Below are 21,167 nucleotides of genomic sequence, written 5' to 3' on the forward strand. Positions count from 1 at the left end.
TGGTTATGATGTTAATCAGGATACCATTGATACAAAGCAAGTTTTGTGTGAAAAATCCACCCCGGAGTGTGAACGAGGACGCAGTGCCGATCTCCAGTCTCGATAAAGCCGACATTGACCGCCTGAATCAGCAAGCCCTGTCTTGCCTGGTCGGCAACCGCCGTCAGGCCCGCCGGCTGGCGCAGATGGCGCTGGCGGCGGCGCAACGACAACAGTATGCGCGCGGTGGCGCGTATGCGGAACTCAATCATTGCTGGCTGGCGTATTACGCGGGCGAGGCCGAGCCATCGTGCGAGCGCCTGCGCGCGTATTTCCAGCATAGCGGCGACCTGGAAGGGGGCATGGAAGTGGCGGCCCTGCAGGGCGCGTATGCAAGCCGGCGCGGCGACTTTGCCGATGCCGAGCAGCATTTCCTGCAGGCGCGCAGCCTGGCCGCGCAGATACCCGACTCGCTGCACAAGTTCATGCTGTACGCGCGTCTGGGCGTCGATGCCCTGAACCGTGGCGATACGCAGGACGGCCCGCGCAATTTTTTGCTGGCGCTCGATATCGCCGAACGTTTTGGCAGCCCTGCGCACCGGGTCAACAGCCTGTCGAACCTGGCGTCGTCGCAGCATGACCTGGGCAACGACGAAGACGCCATCCCCCTGCTGGTCGAGGCGCTCGAGATCATCGGCACGCAAAAGCTGAAATACCAGCAAACCATCGTCTCGGCCAACCTGGCCATGTGCCTGCTAGCCACGGGCAAGCCGGCCGAAGCGCTGGCGCTGGTGGAACCGTTTTACGAGTGGCCGGAAGAAGACCTGGCCGTGCGCGCCTTCTTGTTCTGCATCGCCGCGCACGCTGCCATCCTGCTGCAACAGCCCGAGAGCGCCTTGCAACTGCTGTTGCGGGCCGAAGAGTATGCACGCCGCGGCCAGGACCTGGAAGAGCAGATGCATGCGTGGCTGGTGCGCGGCAAGCTGGACTTGCACGCGGGCCAGACGGCGCAGGCGCTGGCCTCGCTGATGCAGGCACATAGCCTGCTGAGCTGGACGCGCAATCCATTTCACCAGCAGCAGATCCTGCGCGGGCTGGCCGAGATCAATGCCCAGCTGGGCGAATGGCAGGCCGCGTACGGTTTCCTGCAGCAATACCAGGCCGCCTTCGAGGCTGGCAGCAAGTCGGCGCGCGCCTCGCGCAGCCTGATGCGCAACCTGGAAAAGGAAATGCACAACCTGAAAGCCGAGCGCGACAAGGCGCTGGAGCTGCAGGCGGCGCGCGAGACGGAAAACGTCAAGCTCGAGCACCTGAACCGCGAGCTGGCGCACCAGATACTGCATGTCAATTCCTTGCAGGACAGCCTGAAGGAGCAGGCCATGCGCGACCACCTGACGGGCTTGTACAACCGCCGCCATTTTGAAACCTGCCTCAATGCCATCCTGCACGAAGCCGATGCAGATGCGCCCGTGACCATCGCCATCATCGACCTGGATTTCTTCAAGCGCGTCAACGATACCTACGGGCACAACTTTGGCGACGAAGTGCTGATCCAGTTTGCACGCCTGGTGGAGAGCCAGCTGCGCGGCAGCGACATGGTGTGCCGTTATGGCGGCGAGGAATTCTGCCTGCTGTTGCGCGAAGCCGACAGCAGCATCGCCGCGCACAAGATCGACGATATCGCCGCGCGCTACCGTCAGCTGCTGATCCGGCAGGCGCCGCACAGCTTGACGGGCTGCACCTTTTCGGCGGGCATCGCGGAGTATCCGCGCCATGGCGCCGGCCGCCACGAGTTGCTGATGCGCGCCGACAGCGCCCTGTATGCGGCCAAGCAGGCGGGCCGCGACCGCGCCTGCATCGCCGGGCCTATTGAATAAAGCGTAGCAGTTCCTGCAGGGCATGCGCGACCGCCTGCTCGCGCACGGCTTGCCGGTCGCCGGCGAACACCAGCCGCTGCGTCTGCACGCGCCCGTCCATGGCCCAGCCGAAGCAGACGGTGCCGACGGGCTTGCCGGGCACGCCGCCCGTGGGACCGGCGATACCGGTGGTCGAGACGGCTACCTGAGCCTCGCTCTTGGCCAGTGTGCCTTGTGCCATGGCGGCGGCCACTTCCTCGCTGACGGCGCCGTGTTCAGCGATCAGCTCGGCGGGCACGCCCAGCATGCTGCTCTTGGCCCCGTTGGAATAGGTGACGAAGCCCCGTTCGAACCAGGCGCTCGAACCCGAGACGTCGGTGACGGCCTGCGCCACGCCGCCGCCCGTGCACGACTCGGCCGTGGCCAGCAGCAGGCCCTTCGCCTGCAAGGCCAGGCCGACGGCGGTGGAGAGGGGGGCAAGTGCGTTGCTCATGGATGACTCCTGCATGCGGTGGAAACGGTGGCGAGACTGTAGCATGGCTGACGGCAAAAGAAACTTTCCCCGGTAACAGCGAAAATGCGTACACTCTTTTATACATTTGCTACCACTTTGGGCCGGCAGGCGCTCTGTTGCTGCGCCGCCCTGGTGCGCATCGCCCGAACAGGCACGCGGCATGGTGCCGCGCCTTCGTATGCATTATCTTTACTCGGTTGTCATGGCAATTCTGAACTGCTCCTGGTGGCATCATCCTGGCCCCCTGCGTCGCCCCGTGCGCGGCGCCGGCCGCCGCTCCCCCCGCTGGGGCTGGCTATTGCTGCTCCTGGGCGTGCTGTGCGCCGATGCGCGAGCGCAGGTGCCGGGTGAGCTGGAACGCCAGGTCAAGGCCGCGTATCTGTACAAATTTGCCGGCTATGTCGAGTGGCCAGACGGCAGCTTTGCCCGGCCCGATGCGCCGCTGGTGATCGGCGTGGCGGGCGCCGATGCGCTGGCCGAACAGCTCGAACAGAGCGTGGCCGGACATAGCGTCCACGGCCGCGCCGTGCAGGTAAAAAAAGTGCGCCGCGGCGAAGCGCTGGCCGGACTGCACGTGCTGTACTTGGGCGCGCTGGAGAAAACGGCCCTGCAGGAGATGCTGGCCGCCAGTCGTGGCCTGGCGTTGTTGACGGTGTCCGATTCGGATGAGGTCTACGCGATGGGCAGCATGATCAATTTTGTGATGGCCGAGGACAAGGTGCGCTTCGACGTGGCCCTGAAGCCCGTGGCGCAGGCGCATATCCGCATCAGCGCGCGCATGCTGCTGGCCGCCTATCGCGTGCAGACGGGGGGAGCCTAGATGATCAGACTGCGCTCCATCCGCCACAAGCTGATGTCGGTGGTCTTGCTGACCACCCTGGTGGCGCTCGTCATTTCGCTGGGCACCATCGTCGTCTACGACTTGCGCGCCTACCACCGCAACCTGGTGGCCGATATCAGTACGCAGGCCGAGCTGCTGGGACACATGAGTTCGGCCGCGCTGGCCTTCGACGATGAGCGCCTGGCGCTGGAAAACCTCAACCTGATGCGCATCCGCCCGCGCGTGACGGCCGGCGCCCTGTACAAGGCCGATGGCAGCCTGTTTGCCAGCTACCGCGCACATGAACGCGTGGGCGAGCTGCCGGCCAAGGTGGGCAAGGAAGGTGTCAACATCCAGGGCAGCTCGTTGGAACTGTTCAAGCCCATCGTCGACAATGGCGAATTGCTGGGCACCGTGTATCTGCGCGCCGATTATGAGCTGGCAGGCCGCACGGTCGACTACCTGGCAATCGCGCTGGGTGTGACGGTGCTGGCGCTGCTGGTGGCCTTGCTGCTGCTGCGCCGCCTCGATTTCGTCATCACGCAGCCCATCCTCGATATCGCCGACGTGGCGCGTGAAGTGATCGAGACGGGCGACTACTCGCGCCGCGCGCGCAAGCTCAGCGACGACGAAGTGGCGCAGCTGGTCGATTCCTTCAACAAGATGCTGGCCGAAATCGAGCTGCGCACGCAGGCGCTGGAGCGCTCGAACGGCGAACTGGCGCGCGAAGGCGAGCAACGCACCCAGGCGCAGCAGGAAGTCATGCGCCTGAACCAGGAACTGGAAGTGCGCGTGCACGAGCGCACGATGCAACTGGAAATGACGAATGGCGAACTGGCCATGGCGATGGAGGAGGCGCGCAGCGCCAACTATGCCAAATCGGCCTTCCTGTCGTCGATGAGCCATGAATTGCGCACGCCGCTGAACGCCATCCTGGGCTTCGCGCAAATCCTCAGTTCGGACCGCCTGCCATCGACCCTGGAGCAAAAGAAGGAGTTCGCCGGCCATATCCTGAAATCGGGGCGCCACTTGCTGACCTTGATCAATGAAATCCTCGACCTGGCAAAGGTGGAGTCGGGCACGGTCAGCCTGTCGCTCGAACCCGTGGGCCTGGACGCCATCTTGCAGGAATGCCGCGACATGATCGCGCCGCTGGCCAGCCAGCGCGGCATCGGCATGGCCTTTCCCGATGCCTGCCCGCTGAACGTGCTGGCCGACCGCACGCGCCTCAAGCAAATTCTGTTGAACCTGCTGTCGAACGCGCTCAAGTACAACCGGGAGCAGGGGCAGGTGGCCATCGATTGCGCGCCGCAGGCGGGCGGGCGGGTGCGCGTCAGCGTGCGCGACACGGGCGTGGGACTCGATGCTGAACAGCTGGCGCTGCTGTTCCAGCCCTTCAACCGGCTGGGGCAGGAAGGTGGCACGGAAGAAGGCAGCGGCATCGGCCTGGTGGTCACCAAGCGCCTGGTGGAATTGATGGATGGCAGTATCGGCGTGACGAGTGCGCCCGGCGAAGGCAGCACGTTCTGGATCGAACTGCGCGTGGTCGATGCCGTGCCCGTACCCGCGGCCCCGGCCTTGCCGCGGCCGGACCTGGCCTGCGCGCTGCTCGACAATAGCGCCCCCGTCACCTTGCTGTACGTGGAAGACAATCCCGCCAACCTGACCCTGGTCGAAGAAATCGTGCGCTACTGTCCGCAATTGCAACTGCTGACGGCAACGGATGGCCGCCTGGGCGTGGAGATGGCGCGCACGCACCTGCCGCAGCTGATCTTGATGGATATCAATCTGCCGTATGTGAATGGCACGGATGCGTTGAAACTGCTGCGCGCCGATCCGCGTACGGCGCACATTCCCGTCATCGCCCTGACGGCCAATGCCATGCCGGGCGATGTGGAGCGCAGTATGGCGCTGGGCTTTTACCGCTATCTGACCAAGCCGATCAACCTCGATGAATTTACCGAGGCGATCAACAGCACCCTGACTTATGTGGCGCAGCAGCGCCGGCAGAAGGGAGCAGACGCGCCATGATCAGCCAGGCCGATATCTATGCGGCGAAAATTCTCATCGTCGACGACCAGGAAGTCAATTTGCGCCTGCTCGAGCATCTGCTGGGCAGCGGCGGTTACACGGCCATCACCAGCACCCTCGACGCGCGCGCCGTGGCCAGCCTGCACCAGCGCCATCAGTTTGACCTGATCATCCTCGACCTGGTGATGCCCGGCATGAGCGGCTATGCCGTGATGGATACCTTGCGCCCGCTGGAACTGGAAGGCTATTTGCCCGTGCTGGTGATTGCCGCCGACCCGGATGCCAAGCTGGCGGCGCTGGAAGCGGGCGCGCGCGACTTCATCAGCAAGCCGTTTGACGCGCTCGAAGTGCTCACGCGCATCCGCAACATGCTGGAAGTGCGGCTGCTGCACCGCGCCGCGCGCCACTACAACACGCTGCTCGAACGCACGGTGGGCCAGCGCACGGCTGAACTGCAGCGCTTTCGCGGCGCCATGGACGCCACCACCGACGCCATCTTCCTCGTCGATGTGCTGGGCATGACGCTGGTCGACGCCAATGACGGCGCGTGCCGCCTGCTCGGCTATGCGCGCACCGAACTGCTGTCGCTGGCGCCCGGCACCTTGCTGCCGTCGCCGCCGGCCCCGCCCCTGGCCGCGCTGCCGGGCGGCCAGGCCCACCTGGCCACGGAAGTGACGGAATGCGAACTGGTGCGGCGCGACCTGAGCCTGGTGCCCGTGGAGCTGGGCTGGCACTGGTATGCGCAAGCGCCCGTGGCGGGCGGGCAGTCCACGGGTGGCCTGCTGCTGATCGCCGTGGCGCGCGATATCAGCGAACGGCGTCAGGCGCAGGAGCGCCTGAAGCACCTGGCCCATTATGATGGCTTGACGGGACTGCCGAACCGCAGCCTGTTTTACCAGACCCTGGCCCAGGCCGTCGAACTGGCGCAGGAAAAAAGCTGGCGCATCGTGGTGCTGTTCATCGCGCTGGACCGCTTCAAAAGCATCAACGACACCCTGGGCGCGGCGCTGGGAGACGAATTGCTGCGCCAGTTCAGCAACCGCCTGGTCGAATGCGTGCGCCTGCGCGACACGGTGGGGCGCCTGGGCAACGACGAATTCGCGCTGATACTCACCATGAGCCGCAACCAGCAGGAAGCCGTGGCAGTGGCCAACCAGGTGCGCGAAGCCTTGCGCGCGCCGTTCGACTTGCGCGGCCACGCGGCCACCCTGACGGCCAGCATCGGCATCGCCATGTATCCGGACGACGCCACCGACCCGGAAACGCTCATTAAATACGCGAATACGGCCATGGGCGGCGCCAAGCAGGCGGGCCGCGACGGCTACCGCTTTTTCACCGCCGGCATGAACGTGCAGGTGCTGGCGCGCCTGGACCTGGAACTGGCGCTGCGCCATGCGCTCGAACACGAGCAATTCATTCTGTACTACCAGCCCAAGGTGGATTTGCGCACGGGCCGCATCAGCGGCGTGGAAGCGCTGCTGCGCTGGCGCCGTCCCGGCTACGGCCTGGTGGCGCCGGCCGAATTCGTGCCCGTGCTGGAAGACACGGGCCTGATCGTGCGGGTGGGCGCCTGGGTGATCCAGGCTGCCTGCCGCCAGATCGCCGAGTGGCGCGACAGCGAAGTGGGGCCCGTGCACGTGGCAGTGAACGTGTCGAGCCGCCAGTTTGCCGAAGGCGATCTGGAAGGCGAAGTGACGCGGGCGCTGGCGCAGTACGATGTGGCGCCCGAATTGCTGGAGCTGGAACTGACGGAAACGGCGCTGATGTCGAACGCCGAGCGCACCATCGTCGTGCTGGGCAAGTTGAAGAAAATCGGTGTGAAGGTGGCCATCGACGATTTCGGCACCGGCTACTCGAGCCTGGCGTATCTGCAGCGCTTCCCCATCGACAAGCTCAAAATCGACATCGCCTTCGTGCGCAACATCACCAGCAACCCGAATGATGCGGCCATCGCGCTGGCCATCGTCAGCATGGCGCACAGCCTGAAACTGAGCGTGGTGGCCGAAGGCGTGGAGTCGCGCCCGCAGCTCGAATACCTGCGGCGCAACCGCTGCGATGAAATCCAGGGCTTTTATTTCAGCCGTGCCCTGCCGGCGCTGGAACTGGGGCAAATGATCGTCGCCGGCGCGGGCCTGCCACCCGGCCACGACCCGGCCGCCCAGCCAGCGCAAACCCTGCTCATCGTCGACGACGACGTCAACGTGCTGTCGTCGCTGCACCGCCTGTTCCGTCCCGAGGGTTATCAGATTCTCACGGCCAGCACGCCTGCCGAAGGGTTCGAAATGCTCGCCCTGCACCGCGTGCACGTGATCGTCTGCGATCAGCGCATGCCCAGCATGAGCGGCACGGAATTCCTCAGCAAAGTCAAAGAGCTGTACCCGGAAACGATCCGCATCATCCTGTCCGGCTACACAGGTCTGGAAGCCGTGCTCGACTCGATCAACCGGGGCGCCATCTACCGTTTTTATACGAAACCGTGGGATGACACCCAGCTGCGCGACAACATCCGCCTGGCCTTCCAGCACTACTGGATGGTGAACCAGCCGGGGCTGGCGCGGGTGGCGGTGCGCTAGCGCTTATTTAATCGCTGAAGTGGTCGAAGGACGATAACTGCAAATCGAGCGGCAAGCCTGTCGCATCCACCAGCCGCAAGCCTGATTGCGCCTCGATGCTGCCCACGCGCGTGACGGGTGTGCCGCAGCTGCTCGCCAGCGCAGCGATGGCGTCACGCGACGAGGCGGGCGCCGTGAAGCACAGTTCATAGTCGTCGCCGCCGGCGGCCGTGTAGCGGCGGCGCAGGCCGGTTTCCTGCCGCGCCAGCACGGGGCCGGCAGGCAGGGCGTCGACGTCGAGGGTGGCGCCCACTTGCGAAGCCTTCAGAATATGGCCCAGGTCTCCCACCAGCCCGTCCGAGATGTCGATGGCTGCATGCGCGAGGCCCGCTTCGGCCAGGGCGCAGCCCAGCGCCACGCGCGGCGTGGGCGTGTGCATGCGCGCACCTGCCATCAGCAGGTCGGCTGGCGACAATTCCTGTTCCATGCGGTAGCCTGCCAGCGCCAGGCGCGCGTCGCCTAGCGTGCCGCTGACCCAGATGTCGTCGCCTACCACGGCTGCGCTGCGGCGCAGGGCATGGCCCGGCGCCAGTTCGCCGAACACGGTGATGCAGATGTTTAGCGGGCCCTTGGTGGTGTCGCCGCCGATCAATTCGCAGCCAAAGGCGTCGGCCAGCGTAAACAGGCCTTCGGCAAAGCCGGCCAGCCAGCTGCGCTCGGCCTGGGGCAGCGCCAGGGCCAGGGTAAAGGCCACAGGGCGCGCCCCCATGGCGGCCAGGTCGGACAGGTTCACGGCCAGGGTTTTATGGCCCAGCATGCGGGCATCGGCGCCGGCAAAGAAGTGCCGGTCCTCGACCAGCATGTCCGAGGAAATGGCGATCTGCTTGCCGGCGCCGGGCGTGAGCAGCGCACAATCGTCGCCGATGCCCAGGGTGGCGCGGCCGGGGCGCTGGCGCACAAAATAGTGTTTGATCAGGTCGAATTCGGAAAGCGCGTCGTGTGGGGCCATGGCGTAGTGTGTGCGTTGAATGGTGGTGTGGCCCGGCTATTATAGGCTGGCCTACAATACAGGCCTTTGTCACTGCCGAGCCGCTTACTATGCCCATCCTCGATATTCACCTCCTGTTGCAATCCTGGCTGGACCATGGCTGGCTGCGCGACCCGCAAGCCGTTGGCCTGGCCACTTTCGAGGCGCAGGAGCTGGTGGCGCACGGCTTCGATGCCGTCAGCGACGGCGGCCAGCTGTGCCTGTACGAGGACGAGCGCCTGTTCCGCAGGGGCAAGCGGCCGGTGCAGGCATCGTTCAAGGCGTATCTGCAGCGCGGCCAGCTGGGCGCGAATGGCCTGGGCCTCGGCTATCAGGTGCACCTGGCCGGTTTTCTGCGCGCGGCGCAGCAGCCCTTGCCGGCGTTTCGCGTGCTGCTCGAGCAGGGTGGCCGCAGCGGCGCCCTGCTGTTCGACAGCGGCCTGGTGCTGCAGTTTTCCGCCAACTTGTGGGGCAAGCCCCGTCATTACTACCTGACCCTGGTCGAGGGGCATGTGGCCGACGCCCATGTTCCCGACCGCGACAGCGATATCGACTTGCGCGCGGCTAGCGTGGGCCATGTCCAGGCCCTGTACGACAGCCGCGACCCTGCCGAACTGCAGCGCCTGGCACGGCGCGGCAATGCGGCGCTGCGCGAGCTGGCGGGCCTGCTTTCCTAAACTTTCTTTGCCTGCGCCATGCCCTGCAGCAGCTTGGCCAGCAACTGGTCGAGCTGGCGCTGTTCGTCCGCGTTCAAAGGCGACAGCATGGCGCGCTCGTTCTCCACGTGCAGCAGCACCAGCTGTTCAATCAATGCCAGGCCCCGGGGCGTCAGGGCCACCAGCACGCCGCGCCTGTCCGTCGGGTGCTTCTGGCGTTCGATCAGGAAGGCCGCTTCCAGCCGGTCGATGCGGTTGGTCATGCCGCCCGAGGACAGCATGGCCGCCTCGTACAGGGCCGTCGGCGTCAGGCTGTAGGGCGCGCCCGAGCGGCGCAGGGTCGCCAGCACGTCGAATTCGCCCGGTTGCAAGCCATGTTCGGCAAACAGCGGATTGAGCCAGTCGCGCGCCATCAGCTGCGCCACCGTGCCCAGCTGGCCCACCAGCTGCATGGCGCTCGTATCCATCTGCGGCAGTTCGCGTTGCCATTGTGCTGCGGCAAATTGCGCGCGCGTGTGTTCTTGCGGGGTAGTTGTCATGGGTAGGCATTTATCTCGACATCAAGATAGATTTCTATCTCTATGTTAAGATACTTTTCATCGAGTTATTCTATGACGCATTAAACCATGTGCCTCCCTGCGAGGCAAGGACTACTATCCCATGCCATCCCAACGCCCCATCTCTGCCCCGCCTCCCTCGTCCGCCTTGCTGGTGGCCGCCATCATCCTGCTGGGCTTGAACCTGCGGCCCATCCTGGCCGCCATCGGCCCCTTGCTCGACAGCATCCAGGCCAGCACGGGCATCAGCAATACCGACGCGGGCTTGCTGACCACCGTGCCCGTGTTCGCCATGGGCGTGTGTGCGCTGGCGGGTGCGCAGCTGCAGCGCCGCCTGGGCGTGGTGCGCGGCATCTCGCTGGGCATCGCCATCATCGCTGCCGCCTGCGCGCTGCGCTGGCCTTTGCATGGCAGCGGCGGGCTGATCGCCACGGCAGCCCTGGGCGGCCTGGGCATTGCGCTGGTGCAAGCCTTGCTGCCGGCCTTCATCAAGCGCCATTTTCCCGCGCGGGCGGGCCAGTTGATGGGGTTTTATACGACGGGCATCATGGGCGGCGCGGCCATTGCCGCCGCGTCCGCCTCGCCGCTGGCGCAGTCGCTGGGCTGGCAAGCGTTGCTGGCCCTGTGGGCCCTGCCTGCCGTGGCCGCCGCGCTGCTGTGGCGTCGCGCTGCCGCTTCGCGCGTGGAGGTGGCCAGCGGCGCGGGTGCCAGCCTGCCCGTGGGCAGCGGTCGCGCCTGGCTGCTGATGGTGTTTTTCGGCATCGGCACGGGTGCCTACACCCTGGTGCTGGCCTGGCTGCCGCCGTTTTACACGGAACTGGGCTGGAGTGCCGCCGACAGCGGCTTGCTGCTCGGAGCCCTGACCCTGGTGGAAGTGCTGGCGGGACTGGTGATTTCCAGCATCATCCACCGCTTTCCCGACCGCCGCATCCTGTTGCTGGCCGTCTTGCTGTCCGTGCTGGCGGGACTGGCTTGCCTGATCGTGGCACCGGCGCAACTGGCGCTGCCCGCCGTGATTCTGCTGGGCTGCGGCATCGGCGCGCTGTTTCCCCTGTCGCTGATCGTCAGCATGGACCACGTGCGTGACCCGGCCGGCGCCGGCGCGCTGCTGGGCTTTGTGCAGGGCGGCGGCTACATCATCGCCAGCAGCATGCCGTTCATTGCCGGCCTGATCCGCCAGCACTCGTCCAGCCTGGCCCAGGCGTGGATGGTGATGGCGGGCGGTGTGGTGGTGTTATTGCTGATTGCCGTGTGTTTTGCGCCGGGGGGCAGGCTGGTGTCGCCTGCAGGGAAAATCGCGTAGGCTGTCGGATTGTCCCCGAAAGAAAGATGCTGCCATGGCTGACGATATCACCCCACCACCGTCCCTGTTGCCCGCCAACCGCCGCATCGTGCTGTCCGGCGAGGATGCGCTGCGCATCTTGCGCGAAATTGAATTCCTGCTGCAGTCGCTGCATCACATCGGCCGTCATTATTATCCCGACGGCGACGATGACGGCGCCGATGCCCTGCGCCGCGCGCAGTATTGCGCGGAGACGACGCGCTTCATCGACGCGCAGCAAGCCACAGGCCGCCTGGCGCTGATGCGCAGCATCCTGTCCGCGCCGTTCGACACGACTCTGGGTGCGGACGAGATGGATGATATCGAGCGCGCCGTCGCCGCGCTGCCGCTGTGGCGTGCTCCCGGTGAATCATCACAAAAACTAATTGAAATATAAAATTTGATAGTTTTTCCTGTTTAGAGCGTTTGTGCCGCCGGACGGCCTTACAATGCTAGGTTATGCGTTTTCGTGATATCAGACTGTGGCTAGCGGAAAATACCTAGCTAATTGAAAGAATCGGTCTGATAAAATCCGGAATACCCGATCGACCAAACAGGAAGGCAGCACAGCATGGATTCGTCATCTGATAAAAAAGAAGAATTGCGTCAACAATTGCGCTTGGCCGCACTCGAATATCACGAGTGCCCGCGCCCCGGCAAAATCAGCGTGACGCCGACCAAACAACTGACCAACCAGCGCGACCTGGCGCTGGCCTACTCGCCAGGCGTGGCGGCACCGTGTGAAGAAATCGTCATCGATCCGGCCAATGCCTATAAATATACGGCGCGCGGCAACCTGGTGGCCGTCATCACCAACGGCACGGCCGTGCTGGGACTGGGCAATATCGGCCCGCTGGCCGCCAAGCCGGTGATGGAAGGCAAGGGCGTGCTGTTCAAGAAATTCGCTGGCATCGACGTCTTCGACATCGAAATCAACGAGATGGACCCCGATAAACTGGTTGACATCATCGCCTCGCTGGAACCGACCTTCGGCGGCGTGAACCTGGAAGACATCAAGGCGCCCGAGTGTTTCTACATCGAGCGCCAGCTGCGCGACCGCATGAAGATTCCCGTCTTCCATGACGACCAGCACGGCACCGCCATCATCGTCGGCGCGGCCATCCTGAACGGCCTGAAAGCCGTCGGCAAGAAAATCGAGGACTGCAAGCTGGTCGTGTCGGGCGCGGGCGCCGCAGCGCTGGCCTGCCTGGACCTGATCGTCGACCTGGGCTTCCCCCTCAAAAATATCTACGTCACCGACCTGGCCGGTGTCGTCTACAAGGGCCGCGCGGAACTGATGGACCCGGACAAGGAACGCTTCGCACAAGACACGCCGCTGCGCACCCTGGGCGAAGTGATCCCGGACGCCGACATTTTCCTCGGCGTGTCCGCCGGCGGTGTGCTGAAACAGGACATGGTGCGCAAGATGGCGCCGAACCCGCTGATCCTGGCACTGGCCAACCCGAATCCGGAAATCCTGCCGGAAGAAGTCAAGGCCGTGCGCAGCGACGCCATCATCGCCACGGGCCGTTCGGACTATCCGAACCAGGTCAACAACGTGCTGTGCTTCCCGTACATCTTCCGCGGCGCCCTCGATTGCGGCGCGACGACGATCACGCGCGAAATGGAAATCGCCGTGGTGCACGCGATCGCCGACCTGGCGCATGCCGAGCAGTCCGACATCGTCGCCACCACCTACGGCATCAGCAACCTGTCGTTCGGTCCTGAATACCTGATTCCGATGCCGTTCGATCCGCGTTTGCTGATCAAGATCGCGCCGGCCGTTGCCAAGGCGGCCGAGGAATCGGGCGTCGCCACGCGTCCGATCAAGGATCTGCAAGCGTACGCGGACAGCCTGCAACAATTCGTCTACCGCAGCGGCACCTTCATGAAGCCGCTGTTCCTGATGGCCAAGTCCACGCCGGCCGAACTCAAACGCATCGTCTACGCCGAAGGCGAAGAAGAGCGCGTGCTGCGCGCCGTGCAAGTGGTGGTCGATGAAAAACTGGCGCGTCCTATCCTGGTCGGTCGTCCACCCGTGCTCGAAGCGCGCATCCAGAAGTTCGGCCTGCGTCTCAAGCAAGGTGTCGACTTCGACGTCATCAACCCGGACTTCGACGAGCGCTATCGCGATTACTGGAACACGTATTACGCCATGACCAGCCGCAAGGGCGTCACCGAGGAATACGCGAAGCTGGAAATGCGCCGCCGCCACACCCTGATCGGTTCGATGATGATCCACAAGGGCGACGCCGACGGCATGATCTGCGGCACTTTCGGCACCACCCAGCTGCACCTGAAATACATCGACCAGGTGCTGGGCAAGCGCGCCGGCAGCAATGTCTACGCGGCGATGAACGTCTTGATCATGCCGGAGCGCCAATTGGTAATGGTCGACACGCACGTCAATGAAAACCCGGATGCCGAGCAATTGGCCGAGATCACCATCATGGCCGCCGAAGAGATGACCCGTTTCGGTTTGTCGCCGCGCGCAGCGTTGCTGTCGCACTCGAACTTCGGTTCCAGCGACAGCGCTTCGGCGCAAAAGATGCGCGCCGCCCTGGCCATCATCAAGGAACGTGCGCCGGACCTGGAAATCGACGGCGAAATGCACGGCGATACGGCACTCGACAGCAAGCTGCGTCAAAAACTCATGCCGAATTCGGCACTGAAGAACGACGCCAACCTGCTCGTCATGCCGAATATCGAGTCGGCCAACATCGCCTACAACCTGGTGAAAACGGCTGCCGGCAACGGCATCGCCGTGGGTCCGATCCTGCTCGGCTGCGCCAAGCCCGTGCACATCCTGACGCCATCGGCCACCGTGCGCCGCATCGTCAACATGACGGCCCTGTGCGTGGTCGACGCCGTCGCCCAGCGTAAAGTCTAAGCGTTAGCTGCTCATGGAAAGCCACCCCATCCGTAAGGAGGGGTGGCTTTTTTACATTGGCGCCACGGGCAGGGCCGTGGCCGGATGGCGGCGCAGGTAATAGTGGCGGTATAACATGATTTCGCCCCACACCAGCAGCAGCGCTAGCAGCGCGAACAGGCCCAGTGTGATCTTGAGCGAGTTGAAATAGGCGCTGGCCTGCCGTTTGATGGCGTCGATGAAAATCATCGGCACTGACTTGTCGAGTTTGCTGAAGTCGGCCTGGCGCGCCACATCGGTGGTCAGGCGCACGGCCAGATCGGTGCCCAGCGTGGCCAGTTCGCTGGTCGCCTGGCCACGAAAGTTGGCGCCCTTGAGCGCTTCACCGAGCAGGCCGACCCTGGCGATCAGCTGTTCCTGCAGCACTTGCGTCAGCAGCACGCTGCCGCGGCGCAGAATGAATTCATTGATCCACCGCGCCTTGCTGCGTTCCCAGTAACTGCTGGATGTGGGGCGGTAATACATGCCTTGCACGAATGGCTCGAGCAGGCTGCGCACGCTGATGGGCTGGCCCGGGGCGATCAGCTTGACCTGCTGTTCCAGGTAGACGCGCAGCGCCGGCATCTGTGCCTCGAACACCGGCTGCAGGTCGCGCTCAAGGGCCTGGTTGACCACGCGGTGTACGCTGTGTACGGCGCCAAACCCGCCGCCGAGGAGCGGCAGCGCGACCAGTATCAACACATAGCTGAGTTTGGAGGCCACATGCCAGGTGGGCGGACGGCGCACCAGCAGGCATTTTCTGGCCAGCTGATAGCAGATGCCGACCGCCAGCACAAAGCCGATCACGCCATACAGCAGCATCCACGGCAGGACGGTCCACAGCAGATCGCTGCCAAACGGCGCCAGGGTGCTACCCCAATTGACTAGTTGTTGCTCCATCTACATTGCCTTGAAGTAAGTAATCAGGCAATTATAGCTATTTAACAAACAGACATGGCGCGCCTGACCTCAATGCGCCATCAGCACGGGTACCGTCATCTGGCGCAGCACGGTTTCCGTCACGCCGCCCAGCAGGATTTCGCGGAAGCGCGCGTGGCCGTAGCCGCCCATCACCAGCAGGCCGGCATGCACTTCGGCGGTCATGGCCAGCAGCGCCGCGCCGATGTCGCCCGTGGCGACGGCCGGCCGCACTTCGACGGGCACGCCATGGCGGCTCAGGTAGGCGGCGATGTCGGCGCCCGGATGGCGGGCCGGCTGCGCATGGCCGGCGGGCGGGTGCAGCAGGGCCAGCACCACCAGGCGCGCCCCGCACAGCAGGGGCAGGGCGTGGCCGATGGCGCGCGTCGCTTCCATGCTGCCATCCCAGGCCACCACGACGGTTTTGTCCACTTGCGTGTATTGTCCGCTGCGCGGCACGATCAGCACGGGACGGGCCGCGTTGAGCATCACGTAGGGCACCAGGTCGCTCATGGCGCCGGGCAGGGCTTCGCTGTCGTCGTGCTGGCTCAGCACCGTCAAGTCGCTGTAGCGGGCGCTGACGGCCATGCCGCCATCTTCATCGTCTTCGATCAGGCGTCGCTCGAGCGAGATGGCGCCGGCCTGGCGCGCCAGCGTTTCAAACTGGTCGAGCGCCCGTTCTGCCTGACCGTGGAGTGCTGAAATCTGCGCCGCCACAGCGCCGCCGCGCATGCCGCGATTGTTTTCCAGGGTAAAGCGCGACATGCCCGTCATCGCCGCGCCGATCAGGTGCGCCTGGTGCGCGTGCGCCAGCCGCGCCGCGATGGCGATGCGCTGCGGCGCATGGCGCGACAGGTCGGCGTGGACGAGGATGGATTTGTAAGCCATGTTGTCGCTCGGTAGTCAGGATGACAACAAGGCTAGAACGGCAATACGGGCAAGTCCAGCATTGCCGTGCCGGATGGCGGTTTTCTTATGCTGGGCTTGATGTGGGTCAAAAAGAGACACGCCATGGTCATTTGCAATGCTATTGCCAGAAAATGCCGGCCTACTTGATATGCATCAATATGCTCATCCCGTAGCAAGCGATAATGGTTGTGAACTCCTTGCCCTCCCAGTGGTCTGCATCGGCGTCGGCAGCATCGTGTCGGCACTTCTTTGTGTGACGCAACAACGCTGGCCGTGGCGGGAGTTCACTTCTCAGGTTGTCTTACCTTCCCGTATCCCTTTTTCCGCCAGCTGCCCAGTGCGACGTCTTACCTGGAGTCATGCTACATTCGCGTCCTGTTTTTCTGAAAGGATGACGATGCCTTTAGGTAACAATTTCTTGCAGCATAATCAGCAAGCCTGGGATGCCCAGGCTGCACGCAACTGTCCCTGGTCGCAGCCCGTCGACAGCGCCACCATCGCCGCGGCCCGCGCCGGGCAGTGGCAGATCCATCTGACACCCGGTCTCCTGCCGGCTGGCTGGCTGGGCGAGGTAAGCGGCAAGCGCATCCTGTGCCTGGCCGGTGCTGGCGGGCAACAGGCACCCGTGCTGGCCGCCGCCGGCGCGCATGTCACCGTCTTCGATTTGTCTGCGCAGCAACTGGCGCAAGACCGCATGGTGGCTGAGCGAGACGGCTTGCAGCTGGCCACGGTACAGGGCGACATGCGCGACCTGGCCTGTTTTGTCGACGCCAGCTTCGATGTCATTGTCCACCCCGTGTCGAACCAGTACGTGCCCGACATCGCCCCTGTGTGGCGCGAATGCGCGCGTGTGCTGGCCGATGGCGGCGTGCTGCTGAGCAGTTTCTTCAACCCGGCCGTATTCATCGGCGACCGCGACCCGCAATGGGCACAGCAGGGCTTGATACGGCCCCGTTTCGTGCTGCCGTACTCGGACCTGGAGGATATGGATGCCGATGCGCTGGAGGCGCGCATGGAGAAGGGCGAGGCGCTGGTCTTCGGTCATGGCCTGGGCAGCCAGATCGGCGGCCAGCTGATGGCGGGCTTCGTGCTGGCGGGTTACCACGAGGAAATGCATCCCCACCAGCGCTTTGAAATTGAAAAGTACCTGCCCAGCTTTATCGCCACGCGCGCCGTCAGGCTGGCGCGCGCGGCGTAAGTTTTAATTGTACGGCTGTAAGTCCAGCCACACGGCATACGACAGGCGCTTGCCATTCCACAGGCCGCCGCCGCGGATGACGGCGTCGCACGAGGTCAGCTGGCCCACCAGGTCCTGGCGGCCCAGGTTGCGGCGCAGGCGCAGGGCGTCGTTGTGCGACAGGTAGCCAACCAGCTGGCCATCGATGAAGACGGCGATGGCCTTGTCCTGGAACGGATTGGCATCGTCGCAGACGAGCAGGGCCAGGCATTTTTCTTCCGCGTTGCCCGGGCCATGCTCGCCGGCCAGTTTGGCGATGGCGGGCTGGTACATAGCTTCGTTTTCCACTTCCGACGCAAAGCGTCCCTCATCGTTCCAGTGGTGCGCCGGCGCGCCCGCAGGTATCGCCGGCACGTACTGGCGCACGGAGATGAGCGGCTTGTGCAGCGGTTTCACGGGCGTGCGGCCACTGAAGACGTAGTACAGCAGGGCGATGACGATCACGATGGCAAGCAGGTAAAGCATGGTATCTCTCTGATTTCTTTGGGGGGAATGGGCCAGGGGCGCGGGCGTGACGCGCGGCATTGCCGCTACTATAGCAAGTTCGCCGCCTGGTCCCGGGTAAATCTGCCCATGATCCGGCGCCGGCGCCGCAGCGTCAGCGGGTCGCTCAGCACGATGGGCGAGGCGCCCGTCAAGCCCGAATAATACTGGCCGTGCCGGCGCAGGACGATGGCATAGTCGCGCAGCGCGTGGCCCTGCGCCAGCATGCGCGCGTCGCAATCGACCTCGATGGCAAAGCGCAGCCGGTGCAGCTGCCACCACAGGGGCAGGTTCCACGGCATGAGTACGATCCAGGCATGCGCCATGGCCAGCAGCAGCGGATCGCGCCCGGCCAGCCGGCATTGCTCGTGCGCCAGCAGCAGCGCCTGTTGTCGGGGCGGAATCAGCGACAGCCAGACGGGCATCACGATGCGCGGCCGCAGCAGCCCTGCCACGCAGGGGCCAATGCCGCCGCTGAGGAGTACGGGCGTGCCCAGCAACGATGTTTTTTGCCAGCGGCGCTGGTGCGACAGCAGCCAGACGCTGCGCAGCGCCAACAGCAGCAACATGCCCACCGACAAGACAAACCAGCCCAGTTTCAGCTGCGACTGTGTCGCCGGCATGGCCGCCAGCACGCCGGGCAGCCATGCCAGCGGCAGCAGCACGGAGGCGGCGATGGCCGCCAGCCAAAGCCAGCGCGTCGTGCGCCCGCGCCGCTGCAGCGTGCGTTCGGCGCGCCAGGCGGCAGCGCTCAACAGCAGCGCCAGCGCCATGCTGGATAGCAGCCAGGCCGGCATCGGGCGCCTAGCGCTTCAGCGCCATGCCGACCGAGGCGGGCGCCGTGTGCTTGAAACCGAACTGCGCATACAGGTCTTGCGCCTGGCCATCGGCGATCAGGCTGACATACGCGCTTTCCGGCACCTCGCTGTCGATGAACTGGCGGATTTCGCGCATGATCAGCTTGCCCAGGCCCTTGCCCTGGTGGGCCGGCAGTACGGCGATATCGACCACCTGGAAGAAACAGCCGCCATCGCCGATGACCCTGCCCATGCCCACCACGGCGTCGCCGTGCAGCACTTGCACGGCAAACAGCGAGTGTGGCAAGCCCCTGGCCGCCGCCTCCGTGGTTTTCGCGCTCAGGCCGGCGGCAACGCGCAGGTGCTGGTAGGTGGCGATGGCGGGAATGGCCAGGCGGGTGGTGTAGGGCGATGCTGCGGTCAAGGCTGTCTCCTGTAGAAATAGTTTGGAGAGACAATTATAGGCGGCGATGCCGTTACGGGGCGGCACGCTTTATTTGTCGCGGGTATTCTGTCCGGGCGTCTTTTGCGCTATGGTGGCGTCATCCATACATTTGTTGAAAGCACGCCATGTCCGCAGGATTTACCGCCACCGAGTTGTCCGTTATCAATGAAGACGACACCCTGATCACCACCCTCGCCGCGCCAGCCGGCAAAGGCGAGCCCGTCTACCTGATGCTGCAGCGCGCCGACGAGTATGACGAGCAGGACGCGGCCATGGGCATGGACGAGCCCTACATCGAGTACGGCGGCCAGGAATTTGCCTGGTATGGCCACATGCACGCCGTCATCCTGCATCCGAACCGCTTGTCCGTGCAGATGGATGCCGAGGCCGCCATGCAGATGGATGACGACGGCCAGATCGACGTGCGTTTCAATTTGACGCCGGAACGCTATGCCCAGCTGCAGCAGGCGCTGCGCACCACTTTTGAAGGCTGCGATTACTATCGCGAGGAACGTTGATCTGCGCGGACGGCATCGGTCACGGTGTCGTTTATGCTCGATAGCTGGTATTGACTGGGGGAGAAGACGATGACCGTGCTGATACTCGGTTTGCTGCTGTTCCTGGGCTTGCACTCGGTGCGCATCGTCGCCGACGGCTGGCGCAGCGCCCAACTGGCGCGCCTCGGCGAAAAACGCTGGAAGGGGCTGTATTCGCTCGTGGCGTTCGCCGGGCTGGGCCTGATCATCTTGGGGGTATAACGAAATGACCTTGTCCCAGCGGCTACCAAACTCCGTCAAGAAATGCACCCTCATCTATCACCATGGCCAGAAGGCGGGCCAGCACGATATCAGGATTCGTTGTATCGGATGATCGAAATATCGCCAACGCAGGGAGTTTCATGGGGCTGTCGTAGTCAGGCATAGCTGTATGCATAACCCAGGCTACGCTGACGTTGCTTTCGTTGAGCCGCATGGCTTGATTCATGAAGGACCGGCCAGCCAAAAAATTCTGTTCCATCGCACTATCAAGGAAATCGAGCAACGCGTCCAGCGCGCCGGCAAGAAGGTCGTTCTGGAAAGCTTCATCGTCACGCCGACAGCATTGCGCAATTTGAAATGGGACGTCAGTACACTGGACTCCTTTGCCCAGCAGCATGTGTTGTTCATGGTCGATGACGCGGATGCTTATATGCGGCGCCTTTTTGAGATGACCCTGGCGGTCGATGCGGAGGAAGTTTCGGCTGCGGCGTAACACCCGGTTTTGGCTCTTTTAGTGGCTGCCGGGGTCAGCCATTCGGACACGACCTCGACATGAACCACGGCGCCTGGTTGGAAGCGGGGTTGCTATTAATGCAATTACAACTAATCAATATTGAGTTGGCTCAGATGTCGTCAGCTTGAGCATCGCTGCTCAAGGCTGAGAGTGTGTCGGAATGGCAGACCTGCGTGCGATTCTTTAAGCTGAGAGGGCAGCGGCTCGGAATTGCAGGCCAAGAGCATGCGTTACCTTCAGTATTGTGTCGAAGCTTGGATTGCCTTCGCCGGACAGGGCTTTGTACAAGCTCTCCCGTCCCAGTCCGGTATCTTTGGCGAGTTGTGTCATGCCGCGCGCCTTGGCAATATTGCCGAGCGCTTTGGCGATGAAGGATCCATCGTCGCCAGCCTCTTCAAGGCAGGCTTCGAAGTAGGCGACCATGTCCTCTTCAGTTTTGAGGTACTGGGCGCTATCCCATTTATTTAGTTTCTCTGCCATAACGACCTCCTAGAGTTCTTGTGCGAGTTGCTGTGCGGTTTTGATGTCTTTCGCCTGGGTTGACTTATCTCCACCAGCGAGCTGGATGATGATTTCCATGCCGCGTTGAGTGAAGTAGATGCGGTAACCTGGGCCGCAGTCAATTCGCATTTCCGAGACGCCGCCACCGACAGGCTTGCAATCTCCAAAGTTGCCGTCTTCGGCGCTGTCAATGCACGCCTGGATTCGAAAAAAAGCCTTCCTGTCCTTCAGTTTACTGAACCACCCATCAAAAGTGACGGTAGTGTGGATGCTTTTCATACATACGAATGTATTATTTGGGATACATATAATCAAGCGAATTAATCAAGTCTGAGCAGTTTAACCACGCCTGATGTGCTTGGTGATCTGTGTTGTAGCGGAAAC

Annotated in this window: 22 protein-coding genes and 1 pseudogene; 13 read left to right on the forward strand and 10 right to left on the reverse strand. The window is 63.6% G+C overall.

What is annotated here, in order from left to right; all coding sequences use genetic code 11:
• Nucleotides 1-83: 83 nt before the first annotated feature.
• On the forward strand, nucleotides 84-1,856 hold the full coding sequence (locus ACQ4WN_RS06895) for a GGDEF domain-containing protein (protein WP_436550840.1): 1,773 nt from the start codon (nucleotides 84-86) through the stop codon (nucleotides 1,854-1,856).
• Here the strand turns inward: ACQ4WN_RS06895 and ACQ4WN_RS06900 are convergent.
• Nucleotides 1,846-2,328 (reverse strand): CinA family protein, encoded by a 483-nt coding sequence (locus tag ACQ4WN_RS06900; protein ID WP_436550841.1) that lies wholly within the window; start codon nucleotides 2,326-2,328, stop codon nucleotides 1,846-1,848. The genes ACQ4WN_RS06895 and ACQ4WN_RS06900 overlap by 11 nt on opposite strands.
• Nucleotides 2,329-2,551: 223 nt before the next feature.
• Here ACQ4WN_RS06900 and ACQ4WN_RS06905 point away from each other — a divergent pair, with 223 nt between their 5' ends.
• Genes ACQ4WN_RS06905 through ACQ4WN_RS06915 form a run of 3 tightly spaced genes read left to right on the forward strand, consistent with a single transcriptional unit; the run spans nucleotide 2,552 to nucleotide 7,773 of the window.
• A complete protein-coding gene (locus ACQ4WN_RS06905; protein WP_436550842.1) occupies nucleotides 2,552-3,169 on the forward strand; it encodes a TOL_0243 family YfiR-like periplasmic protein in 618 nt (205 codons plus the stop codon).
• Nucleotides 3,170-5,200: a sensor histidine kinase, YfiR-like protein-associated gene (locus ACQ4WN_RS06910; protein WP_436550843.1), complete on the forward strand. Its 2,031-nt coding sequence runs from the start codon at nucleotides 3,170-3,172 to the stop codon at nucleotides 5,198-5,200.
• Nucleotides 5,197-7,773 carry an EAL domain-containing protein gene (locus ACQ4WN_RS06915; RefSeq protein ID WP_436550844.1) on the forward strand — a complete coding sequence of 859 codons (2,577 nt, stop codon included), beginning with the start codon at nucleotides 5,197-5,199 and terminating at the stop codon, nucleotides 7,771-7,773. Before ACQ4WN_RS06910 ends, ACQ4WN_RS06915 begins: the two co-directional genes overlap by 4 nt.
• 7 nt (nucleotides 7,774-7,780) lie before the next feature.
• On the opposite strand, the gene thiL is transcribed toward ACQ4WN_RS06915, so the two are convergent.
• Nucleotides 7,781-8,761 (reverse strand): thiamine-phosphate kinase, encoded by a 981-nt coding sequence (gene thiL / locus ACQ4WN_RS06920; RefSeq protein ID WP_436550845.1) that lies wholly within the window; start codon nucleotides 8,759-8,761, stop codon nucleotides 7,781-7,783.
• A gap of 89 nt (nucleotides 8,762-8,850) precedes the next feature.
• On the opposite strand from thiL, the gene ACQ4WN_RS06925 reads away from it, so the two are divergent.
• Nucleotides 8,851-9,456, forward strand: a complete 606-nt coding sequence (locus tag ACQ4WN_RS06925; RefSeq protein ID WP_436550846.1) for a hypothetical protein — start codon at nucleotides 8,851-8,853, stop codon at nucleotides 9,454-9,456.
• Here ACQ4WN_RS06925 and ACQ4WN_RS06930 read toward each other — a convergent pair.
• On the reverse strand, nucleotides 9,453-9,974 hold the full coding sequence (locus ACQ4WN_RS06930; protein WP_436550847.1) for a MarR family winged helix-turn-helix transcriptional regulator: 522 nt from the start codon (nucleotides 9,972-9,974) through the stop codon (nucleotides 9,453-9,455). The two genes, ACQ4WN_RS06925 and ACQ4WN_RS06930, sit on opposite strands and share 4 nt — an antisense overlap.
• A gap of 121 nt (nucleotides 9,975-10,095) precedes the next feature.
• Here ACQ4WN_RS06930 and ACQ4WN_RS06935 point away from each other — a divergent pair, with 121 nt between their 5' ends.
• The 3 genes from ACQ4WN_RS06935 to ACQ4WN_RS06945 all read left to right on the forward strand — a co-directional run bounded on the left by ACQ4WN_RS06935 (nucleotide 10,096) and on the right by ACQ4WN_RS06945 (nucleotide 14,203).
• Nucleotides 10,096-11,295 carry an MFS transporter gene (locus ACQ4WN_RS06935; RefSeq protein ID WP_436550848.1) on the forward strand — a complete coding sequence of 400 codons (1,200 nt, stop codon included), beginning with the start codon at nucleotides 10,096-10,098 and terminating at the stop codon, nucleotides 11,293-11,295.
• 34 nt (nucleotides 11,296-11,329) lie between these two features.
• Nucleotides 11,330-11,710 (forward strand): hypothetical protein, encoded by a 381-nt coding sequence (locus ACQ4WN_RS06940; protein ID WP_436550849.1) that lies wholly within the window; start codon nucleotides 11,330-11,332, stop codon nucleotides 11,708-11,710.
• A gap of 174 nt (nucleotides 11,711-11,884) precedes the next feature.
• Nucleotides 11,885-14,203, forward strand: coding sequence for an NADP-dependent malic enzyme (locus ACQ4WN_RS06945; RefSeq protein ID WP_436550850.1), 2,319 nt, complete (start codon nucleotides 11,885-11,887; stop codon nucleotides 14,201-14,203).
• A gap of 51 nt (nucleotides 14,204-14,254) precedes the next feature.
• Here ACQ4WN_RS06945 and ACQ4WN_RS06950 read toward each other — a convergent pair whose 3' ends face one another.
• On the reverse strand, nucleotides 14,255-15,121 hold the full coding sequence (locus tag ACQ4WN_RS06950) for a hypothetical protein (RefSeq protein WP_436550851.1): 867 nt from the start codon (nucleotides 15,119-15,121) through the stop codon (nucleotides 14,255-14,257).
• A 69-nt stretch (nucleotides 15,122-15,190) separates the two neighbouring features.
• On the reverse strand, nucleotides 15,191-16,027 hold the full coding sequence (locus ACQ4WN_RS06955; RefSeq protein WP_436550852.1) for a universal stress protein: 837 nt from the start codon (nucleotides 16,025-16,027) through the stop codon (nucleotides 15,191-15,193).
• Between the two features lie 412 nt (nucleotides 16,028-16,439).
• Between ACQ4WN_RS06955 and ACQ4WN_RS06960 the strand changes: the two genes are divergently transcribed.
• On the forward strand, nucleotides 16,440-17,246 hold the full coding sequence (locus ACQ4WN_RS06960) for a class I SAM-dependent methyltransferase (protein ID WP_436550853.1): 807 nt from the start codon (nucleotides 16,440-16,442) through the stop codon (nucleotides 17,244-17,246).
• A 3-nt stretch (nucleotides 17,247-17,249) separates the two neighbouring features.
• On the opposite strand, the gene ACQ4WN_RS06965 is transcribed toward ACQ4WN_RS06960, so the two are convergent.
• From ACQ4WN_RS06965 to ACQ4WN_RS06975, 3 genes are all read right to left on the reverse strand, one after another.
• Nucleotides 17,250-17,750, reverse strand: a complete 501-nt coding sequence (locus ACQ4WN_RS06965; RefSeq protein ID WP_436550854.1) for a hypothetical protein — start codon at nucleotides 17,748-17,750, stop codon at nucleotides 17,250-17,252.
• A 68-nt stretch (nucleotides 17,751-17,818) separates the two neighbouring features.
• Nucleotides 17,819-18,565 carry a M56 family metallopeptidase gene (locus tag ACQ4WN_RS06970; RefSeq protein WP_436550855.1) on the reverse strand — a complete coding sequence of 249 codons (747 nt, stop codon included), beginning with the start codon at nucleotides 18,563-18,565 and terminating at the stop codon, nucleotides 17,819-17,821.
• Between the two features lie 7 nt (nucleotides 18,566-18,572).
• On the reverse strand, nucleotides 18,573-18,989 hold the full coding sequence (locus tag ACQ4WN_RS06975) for a GNAT family N-acetyltransferase (RefSeq protein ID WP_436550856.1): 417 nt from the start codon (nucleotides 18,987-18,989) through the stop codon (nucleotides 18,573-18,575).
• 146 nt (nucleotides 18,990-19,135) lie between these two features.
• Here ACQ4WN_RS06975 and ACQ4WN_RS06980 point away from each other — a divergent pair, with 146 nt between their 5' ends.
• The 4 genes and pseudogenes from ACQ4WN_RS06980 to ACQ4WN_RS06995 all read left to right on the forward strand — a co-directional run bounded on the left by ACQ4WN_RS06980 (nucleotide 19,136) and on the right by ACQ4WN_RS06995 (nucleotide 20,261).
• The gene (locus ACQ4WN_RS06980; protein WP_436550857.1) at nucleotides 19,136-19,528 is read left to right on the forward strand and encodes an Imm10 family immunity protein; all 393 of its coding nucleotides are present in this window, start codon (nucleotides 19,136-19,138) and stop codon (nucleotides 19,526-19,528) included.
• 69 nt (nucleotides 19,529-19,597) lie between these two features.
• Nucleotides 19,598-19,762, forward strand: a pseudogene (locus tag ACQ4WN_RS06985) (NnrU family protein); the annotation flags it as partial.
• A 10-nt stretch (nucleotides 19,763-19,772) separates the two neighbouring features.
• The gene (locus ACQ4WN_RS06990; protein WP_436550858.1) at nucleotides 19,773-19,880 is read left to right on the forward strand and encodes an STY0301 family protein; all 108 of its coding nucleotides are present in this window, start codon (nucleotides 19,773-19,775) and stop codon (nucleotides 19,878-19,880) included.
• Between the two features lie 57 nt (nucleotides 19,881-19,937).
• Nucleotides 19,938-20,261 (forward strand): hypothetical protein, encoded by a 324-nt coding sequence (locus tag ACQ4WN_RS06995; protein WP_436550859.1) that lies wholly within the window; start codon nucleotides 19,938-19,940, stop codon nucleotides 20,259-20,261.
• Between the two features lie 204 nt (nucleotides 20,262-20,465).
• On the opposite strand, the gene ACQ4WN_RS07000 is transcribed toward ACQ4WN_RS06995, so the two are convergent.
• Both ACQ4WN_RS07000 and ACQ4WN_RS07005 read right to left on the reverse strand, forming a co-directional pair.
• Nucleotides 20,466-20,762 (reverse strand): addiction module antidote protein, encoded by a 297-nt coding sequence (locus ACQ4WN_RS07000; protein ID WP_099401703.1) that lies wholly within the window; start codon nucleotides 20,760-20,762, stop codon nucleotides 20,466-20,468.
• Between the two features lie 9 nt (nucleotides 20,763-20,771).
• Entirely contained in the window at nucleotides 20,772-21,062 is a 291-nt protein-coding gene (locus ACQ4WN_RS07005) for a type II toxin-antitoxin system RelE/ParE family toxin (protein WP_436550860.1), read from the reverse strand.
• Nucleotides 21,063-21,167 lie beyond the last annotated feature (105 nt).

It is taken from the genome of Janthinobacterium pasteuri (assembly GCF_051380775.1).
Lineage (GTDB): Bacteria > Pseudomonadota > Gammaproteobacteria > Burkholderiales > Burkholderiaceae_D > Janthinobacterium.